Here is a 6,981-nt window from a genome sequence, read left to right as displayed (position 1 = left end):
GCCATCGACACCCAGGTTTACGACACCTTCGAGATCGAGCGCATCGCCGCCGTGGCGTTTGAACTGGCGCGCAAGCGCAACAACAAGGTGACCTCGTCGGAAAAGCACAATGTGATGAAGTCCGGCGTGTTGTGGAAGGAAGTCGTCACCAGCCTGCATCAGAAGAGCTATTCCGACGTCAAGCTGGAGCACATGCTCGCCGATGCGCTCGGCATGCAACTGGTGCGCTGGCCGAAGCAATTCGACGTGATCGTCACCGACAACCTGTTCGGCGACATGCTGTCCGACGTCGCCTCGATGCTCACCGGCTCGCTCGGCATGCTGCCTTCGGCTTCGCTCGGCGCGGCCGACGCCAACGGCAAGCGCAAGGCGATGTACGAACCGGTGCATGGCTCGGCGCCCGATATCGCCGGCAAGGGCATCGCCAATCCGATCGCCATGATCGGGTCTTTCGGCATGGCCCTGCGCTATTCCTTCGGCCTTGGCGAGGCCGCCGACCGGATCGAAAAAGCCATTTCCGATGTGCTGGCGAGCGGCTTGCGCACTGCCGACATCAAGGGCGAGGCGGCGGCGAGCATTTCGACCTCGGCCATGGGCGACGCCATCGTCGCGGCGCTGCAAAAGACGCTGTAAAGAAAGCCAGCCGGCGGCGCTCCGGCGCTATTTTTTTTCGTCGGAGTGGGACCGGAGCAGTCCTTCGGCGCAGGAATCCGTCGCGTGGCTGGCGCGCCAGAATGCGCGCGGGCCGGGTTCGGATTGCGGCGTCGGCGCATGGCGGGCGCATTTGCCGGCCTGCGTCCACCATGCCCATGGCTTGTCGCCGCGATCCACCGGCTGCAGGCCCTGGGCGGGCTTGCGCCAATAACGGCAGTCGGCGCAAACGACCATTTCATAGGCCGAGCCGGTCGCCAGGAATTCGCCGCAACCCTGCGAGCCGTGCGTGGTTGGCCAATGGGCGATCCTTTCGGCTTCGCTGGCCGCGCTGGGAGCGCGGCGGAGGCACCAGCCCTCGCTCGCGCGCGCCATTTTCCAAAACAGGCATTGCTCGCAGCATTCCATTTGCCAGAACTCCCCCACCCGGTCGCACGTTCAGCGCGGCGCGTTCTTCATGTCCCCGTTCGACGACGGATCCTGACCCTGCGGGCCGAGCAGCGCAATGCCGGGCGTCGTCGTCGGCGGAGTTGGCGGCGCCTGGCCGCTCCAGCCGCCGCCCAGCGCCAGCATGAGAGCGACATATTGCTCCAGCAAACGCGTCTGCACCGCAAGCTCGGCTCGTTGCGCGTCGAGCGCCGCGCTTTGCGAGGTGACGACGTCGAGCGACGAGGCGGCGCCGTCCTTGTAGAGGGCCATAGACATGTCCAACGCCCGCTGGGCCGCCAGCGCCGAAACCGCCAGCGCCGCGTGTTCCTGGCCCAGCAGGCGGATCGACGCCAAAGCGTCCTCGACATCCTGGAAGGCGGCGAAAACGGTCGACTTGTAATCGGCCGCCGCCGCCGAAAAATCGGCGCGTGCGACGTCGAGGTTCGCTTGCCGCTGTCCGCCGTCGAATATAGGTACGGTGGCGGCGGGACCGACGCTCCACAGGCTGTTCTGCAGATTGAACAATTGCAGGGTGGTGGACTGGGTGCCGCCGTTCAGAAGCAGGTAGAATCGCGGAAAGAAATCCGCCTTGGCGGCGCCGATGCGCTCGTTGGCCACCAGGATCAGTCGTTCGGCGGCGGCGACGTCGGGGCGGCGCAGCAGCAGATCGGACGGCGCGGCGCGGGGCGGGCGCGGCATGGAGGGTTGCGTAGCGGCCGGAGCGATCTTGAAGGAAGAGGCGGGCTCGCCGACCAGAGCCGCCAGAGCGTCCTCCAGCACGGCGCGGCTCTGGGCGATATCGGCGGCGGCGGCCTGAGCGTTGGCCAATTGCACCTTGGCGCGCTCGACGTCGATCGGCGGCGCGACATTGCCCTTCAAACGCTGCTCGGTCAGATCGAGCGCGGATTTGTAAATGACGATGGTGCGCGCCAGCAGCGCCGCCTGCGCGTCCGCCCCGCGCAAGGCGATATAGGCGCGGGCGAGGCTGGCGTGCAGAGACTGGCGGGTCGCTTCGAGCAGGTCGTCATTGGACTGAGCCCCCGCTTCGGCTGCGGCGATATTGTCGCGAATGCGGCCCCACAGGTCGACTTCCCAGGTCGCCTGGGCGAACAGCTGGTTGGCCCCATAATAGGTGGGTTGCCCCTTGGAGCGCAGCGGCCGGGTCGCGGACTGCTTGTTGTCGCTGAGCGCGGGCTGTCCCACCAGACCCGGATAAAAGGCCGAGGCGGCGAGGTCGATGAACGCCTTGGCGCGTTGGTAACGCGCCAGGGCCGCCGCGAAACCGGGATTGTCCGCCTCGATCCGCGCCTCCAGCCGGTCGAGTTCGACACTGTGAAAAGATCGCCACCAGCCGTCGCCGACCTGTCCGTCGGCGGGTGGCAAAGCGGTCTTGAACCGCGCAGGAACGTCGATTGCCGGCGGCGCGTAATTCGGCGCGAGGTCGCAGCCGGCCAGGGAGCCGGCCAAGGCGACACAAAGCCCGCAGGCGATCCAGAATCTCATTCGCTGGCGCTCGGTGATTTCGCGCCGGCTATACGCACCTGATCGCCGTCGGTCAAGGTTTCGGCCGGATTGTCGATCACGCGATCCTCTGGAGCAAGCCCCCCGGCTATGGCGACTTCCGAACCGAAATCCTTGGCGATGGTCACCGTTTTGAACCTGACGCGATCGTCGGCATCGACAATCGCCACCCGTGTGCCGCGCTCGCCGATTGACAAGGCGCTGGATGCGATGCGCAGCTGGCTCGCATCGACCGGAAGTTCGAAATGCACATCGGCGTAGGAGCCGGGATAGAGCGAGCCATCTACATTGGGCATGTCCAGCTCGACCAGAAGGCTGCCGGTCTGCGCGCCAATGGCGTTGGAAGTCGTGGCGATGGTCGTGGTGAAGACCCGCCCCGGCATTTGCGGCGTGGTGAAGGTCGCCTTCATTCCCGGTTTCAGCCGCGCGGAATAGATCTGCGGGACATTGACGTAAATGCGCACTTCATGAATGTCGGCGACCTTGAACATCGCCTCGGAGTTTCGATCGGGAGCGACGTAGGAGCCGATGTCGATATTGCGCGCCGTCACCACGCCGTCGAAAGGCGCCACGATCAGCGCGAAAACCTTTTGCGCCTTGAGCCGGTCGAGATTGGCGCTCGCGGCGCCGACATCGGCCTGCTTGACCTTCTCGTCGCTCGCCTTCTCGTCGCTGGATTGTTTGGAGACGGCCGACGAGCTGCGCAGCGCCGCCCAGCGCTCCGCCGTCACCTTGGCCAGGGACAGGTTCGCTTGCGCCCGGCTCAGTTCCTCGCGCGCCTGGGCGAGACGCTCGTCCAGCTCCGGCGTGTCGATTTCCGCGAGCACGTCGCCTTTCTTCACATGCGCGCCGATATCCTTGCTCCAGCTTTTGATATAGCCGGCGACCTGCGAGTGGATCGAGGCTTCGTACCAGGCCGAGATATTGCCCGGCAGCGCGAGAACCTGCGGGCTGGCGTCCGAATGCGGATGAATGACGGCGACATAGGGAACTGCCCGATCGCGCGTCCAGGCGGCGAGATCGGTCTGGCTTGCGCGGCGCTGCACAAGGGCGAAAGCGACATAGCCGGCCAGGATGACCGAGGCGAGAGGGATCAGCCACAGGCCGATGCGACGTCGCCTGACGGGCGCGATCGGCCGTGCTGGCGCCGGGTCATGCGCTGTGTTTTCGTGCGCCAGGCCTTCGTTCGCCATATCTTCGTTCATGACGACATCTCGGTTGAAGACGGTGGCATGAAGGCCTCGGAGCGCGGTTTGCGGGAATGCGCCATGGCGAAAACCACCGGCACGAAAATCAGGGTGGCGACGGTGGCGAAGATCAGGCCGCCGATGACCGCCCGGCCGAGCGGCGCGTTCTGCTCGGCGGAAAGCGCCATCGGCGCCATGCCGATGATCATCGCGAGAGCCGTCATCAGCACCGGGCGAAAACGGCCGACGCCGGCGTTGAGCGCCGCCGCGAAGGGCTCGAACCCTTCCGCCAGCTGTTCCCGCGCGAAGCTGACCACCAGGATCGAATTGGCGGTCGCCACGCCCATGCACATGATCGCGCCGGTCAAGGCGGGAACCGAAAGCGTCGTATGGGTGGCGAACAGCATCCAGACCACTCCGGCGAGCGCGGCAGGCAAGGCGGCGACAATGACGAACGGATCCAGCCACGACTGGAAATTGACGACGATCAACAGATAAATCAGCACCACCGCCAAAGCCAGCCCCTGATAGAGCTGGCTATAGGCCGACGTCATGGTCGCGGTCTGGCCGCGCAGGATGATCTGCGAACCGCGCGGGCGCTCCGCGTCGAGTTCGTGAATGATGCGTTGGATGTCGGCGGAGACGCCGCCGAGATCGCGACCGCTGTTGGTGGCGTAAATGTCGATTACCGGCTGCACCGAATAATGCGAGACCACGGCGTTGCTCGACGCCCGGCTGATATCCGCGACGGCGCCGAGAATCTGCGGCGACTTGCCTTGCGAGACGGGGATGCGCGCCAGATCGCTGAAAGACTGCATCCAGTATTGCGGCGTCTGCGTCACCACCGGATAGGAGACGCCATTTTGCGGATTGAGCCAGAAGGTCGGATTGGTCTGGATCGAACCGGCGAGCGTGATCTGCAGCGAGGTGGCGATGTCCCTTTCGGTGACGCCGAGCCGATCCGCCTGGGTCCGGTCGACATCGACCTTGATCGTCGGCAGGTCGGCCGGCTGCTGGATGCGCGCGTCGGCCACCCCGGTCACTTCGGCGATGCGCTTCAGAAGCTTGTTGGCCAGGATGCGATTGCCCTCGAGATTATTGCCGACCACCTGAACGTCGATCGGCGCCGGGAGACCGAAATTGAGGATCTGCGTGACGATGTCGGCGGGCAGGAAGGCGAAGGTTGCGTCGGGGAATTGCTCGGGCAGTTTTTCACGCAGACGCCGGACCAGTTCCGCACTGTTCTTTTCCTGCCCCTCTTGCAGGGTGATCAGAATGTCGGCGTCAGCCGAGCCGATCGTGCCGGAATTGCCATAGGCGGCGTTGATGCCGCTGATCGGCATGCCGATGTTGTCGACCATCGTGGCGACAATCCCGGGCCCCGCAATATCGCCGATCGCCGTCTCGACCCTGTTGACCAGCCGCCCCGTTTCCTCGATGCGCAGCCCGGTCGGCCCGCGCACATGCAACTTGAGTTGGACGCTTTCGATATCGGGGAAGAAATTCTGGCCTAGGAAGGGAAAGAGCAGCAACGAGGCCGCGACAAATCCCAAAAATCCGAGAATGAAAATCCAGCGCAGCCGCATGGCGGCCTCGAGCGTCCGCGCATAAAACCGCCGCAACCCGTCGAACCGATGCTCGAATCCGCGTTGGAAACGCCCGAAAATCGTGCGCGGCGGCGCGTCGGGATCGTGCGCGTGGCCCCCGAGCAGGTAATTGGCCATGGTCGGCACCAGCGTGCGCGCCAGGATGTAGGAGCCGATCAGCGCGAAAACCACGGCCTTGGCCATGGGGCGGAAAAGATAGCCGGAGATGCCGCCGAGCCCGAACATCGGCACGAAGACGATGCAGATGCACAACAACGACACCGTGGCGGGAATGACGATCTGCCGCGCGCCGTCCATGATCGCCGCCTCGATTTCCTTCTTCTGCTCAAGCTGGAAATTGATGTTTTCGATGGTCACGGTGCCGTCGTCGACCAGGATGCCGACGGCGAGCGCCAGTCCGCCAAGGGTCATGACATTGATGTTTTCGCCAGTCGCGGCCAGCAGGGCGACCGAGGTCAGGATCGCCAAGGGAATGGCGATGATGATGATGACGGTCGAGCGCCAGCTGCCAAGGAAGACCAGGATCATCAGGCCGGTCAGGGTCGCCGCCAGCGCGCCCTCGAAAATCACCGAGGAGACGGCATTTTGCACGAAAGGCGACTGGTCGCCGACCACCGCCAGTTTCAGCTCCGCTGGGATCAGTTCGCGCAGCCGCGGCAAAAGCTGCTTGACGCCGTTGATGACGTCGAGCGTCGAGGCGGAGCCGGCCTTGACGATGGTCATCAGCACCGCATTGGCGCCGTCGACGCGCACCATGTTGATCTGCGGGGGATAGCTGTCATGCACATGCGCCACGTCGCCGATCCGCACCGTCGCGCCATTGGCGGTGCGAATCGGCAGAAAATTCAGGTCATCGATGGTGTCAGGCGAATCGTTGAGCTGGATGACATATTCCTTGCTGCCGATTTTCTGGGTGCCGACCGGAATGATCAGGTCCTGCCGGCCCACCGCAGTGACGACATCCTCGGCGGACAGGCCATAGGAGCGCAATTTCGCTTGATCGACGTCGATCTGCACCTGCCGCACCTTGCCGCCATAAGGCGAGGGCACGGCCGCGCCCGCCACCGTGGCGAGCTGCGGCCGGATGGTGTTCTGCGCGAAGTCGAATATCTTGGCGTCGGAGATCTTGTCGCTGGAAAAGGCGAGCTGGATCACCGGCACGCTGGCGGCGTCGAAAGTCAGCACATAGGGCGGCGTGATCCCCGGAGGCAGTAGTTTCAGCACGGTCTGCGAGGCGGCGGTGATCTGGGCGAGGGCGGAATTGATGTTGACGGTCGGCTGGAAGAAAATCTTGACCACGCCATAGCCGGCCAGAGACTGCGATTCGATATGTTCGATATCGTTCACCGTCGCGCTGATCGATCGTTCGTAAAAATAGACCACCCGCCCCGACATGTCGTCCGGCGGCAGGCCATTATAGGTCCAGACCACGGCGACGACCGGAATGCGGATCGCCGGAAAAATATCGGTCGGGGTGCGAATCCATGCCAGGACGCCGAAAATGACGATCAGCATCGCCATGACTACGAAAGTATAGGGCCGTTTCAGCGCGATGCGGACGAGAGCGAGCATTCGACCCTTCAGAC

General features: G+C 64.2%; 5 protein-coding genes. 1 reads left to right on the top strand and 4 read right to left on the bottom strand.

The features are described 5' to 3' along the window. Positions 1–633, top strand: a 633-nt coding sequence (locus ACLP2E_RS11405) for an isocitrate/isopropylmalate family dehydrogenase (RefSeq protein ID WP_442465994.1), incomplete at its 5' end; no start/stop codon positions are given. A 27-nt stretch (positions 634–660) separates the two neighbouring features. Here the strand turns inward: ACLP2E_RS11405 and ACLP2E_RS11400 are convergent. The 4 genes from ACLP2E_RS11400 to ACLP2E_RS11385 all read right to left on the bottom strand — a co-directional run bounded on the left by ACLP2E_RS11400 (position 661) and on the right by ACLP2E_RS11385 (position 6,967). Then, positions 661–1,026, bottom strand: coding sequence for a hypothetical protein (locus ACLP2E_RS11400; RefSeq protein ID WP_442462346.1), 366 nt, complete (start codon positions 1,024–1,026; stop codon positions 661–663). Positions 1,027–1,089: 63 nt separating this feature from the next. Next, complete coding sequence (locus ACLP2E_RS11395; RefSeq protein ID WP_442465993.1) at positions 1,090–2,583, bottom strand: efflux transporter outer membrane subunit; 1,494 nt, start codon at positions 2,581–2,583, stop codon at positions 1,090–1,092. Next, positions 2,580–3,806, bottom strand: coding sequence for an efflux RND transporter periplasmic adaptor subunit (locus ACLP2E_RS11390; protein ID WP_442465992.1), 1,227 nt, complete (start codon positions 3,804–3,806; stop codon positions 2,580–2,582). Before ACLP2E_RS11390 ends, ACLP2E_RS11395 begins: the two co-directional genes overlap by 4 nt. Continuing rightward, on the bottom strand, positions 3,803–6,967 hold the full coding sequence (locus ACLP2E_RS11385) for an efflux RND transporter permease subunit (RefSeq protein ID WP_442465991.1): 3,165 nt from the start codon (positions 6,965–6,967) through the stop codon (positions 3,803–3,805). The genes ACLP2E_RS11390 and ACLP2E_RS11385 overlap by 4 nt, the downstream gene beginning before the upstream one ends. Positions 6,968–6,981 lie beyond the last annotated feature (14 nt).

The sequence above is a fragment of the Rhodoblastus sp. genome, from assembly GCF_052145335.1.
In the GTDB taxonomy this organism is placed as follows: domain Bacteria; phylum Pseudomonadota; class Alphaproteobacteria; order Rhizobiales; family Beijerinckiaceae; genus Rhodoblastus.
This window is presented reverse-complemented; position numbering and strand designations above follow the sequence as displayed.

Bases quoted from the DNA above. Each gene is read 5' to 3' on its own strand.
- ACLP2E_RS11400 (WP_442462346.1), bottom strand. From the start codon at position 1,026: ATGGCGCGCGCGAGCGAGGGCTGGTGCCTCCGCCGCGCTCCCAGCGCG.
- ACLP2E_RS11395 (WP_442465993.1), bottom strand. From the start codon at position 2,583: ATGAGATTCTGGATCGCCTGCGGGCTTTGTGTCGCCTTGGCCGGCTCC.
- ACLP2E_RS11385 (WP_442465991.1), bottom strand. From the start codon at position 6,967: ATGCTCGCTCTCGTCCGCATCGCGCTGAAACGGCCCTATACTTTCGTA.
- ACLP2E_RS11390 (WP_442465992.1), bottom strand. From the start codon at position 3,806: ATGAACGAAGATATGGCGAACGAAGGCCTGGCGCACGAAAACACAGCG.